Source organism: Neisseria sp. P0021.S005, from assembly GCF_051956955.1.
The window spans coordinates 1-451 of record NZ_JBQCWY010000959.1 but is presented as its reverse complement, the minus strand read 5'-3'; the positions used below and the strand labels follow the sequence as shown (position 1 = coordinate 451).

Genomic DNA, 451 nt, shown 5'->3' with positions numbered 1-451 from the left:
CCTAAGAGGTCGTAGCCGGCACGAATCAGACGGTTCAGGCCCGGTTCTTCCAAGCCCATTTCGGCGAGGAATTCGGCTTTTTCATCGTCTTCCAATTCGGCGATTTCGCTTTCCATCGCGGCACATACGGCCACAACCGGCGCGTTTTCTTTTGCAGCCAATTCTTTCAGGCGGTCGAGGTGCGGGTTGTTTTCAAAACCGTCTTCGGAAACGTTGCCGACATACATGGCAGGTTTGGCAGTCAGCAAGAACAGTGGTTTGAGCATGGCGAGTTCTTCTGCGTCTAAGCCGAAGGAGCGTACAGGCTTGCCTTCGTCCAGATGAGGTAGCAGTTTTTTGCACAGATCGACCAGTTTTTGCGCGTCTTTGTCGCCTGAGCGTGCACGTTTTTCTTCGCGGACGATGGTTTTTTCGACGCTGGCTAAGTCAGCCAGTGCCAACTCGGTGCCGA

Annotated in this window: 1 pseudogene; it reads right to left on the bottom strand. The window is 53.9% G+C overall.

Annotated features, from left to right (window positions below):
- Positions 1–451 (bottom strand): annotated as a pseudogene (gene ychF / locus ACTHUE_RS20360) (redox-regulated ATPase YchF); the annotation flags it as partial.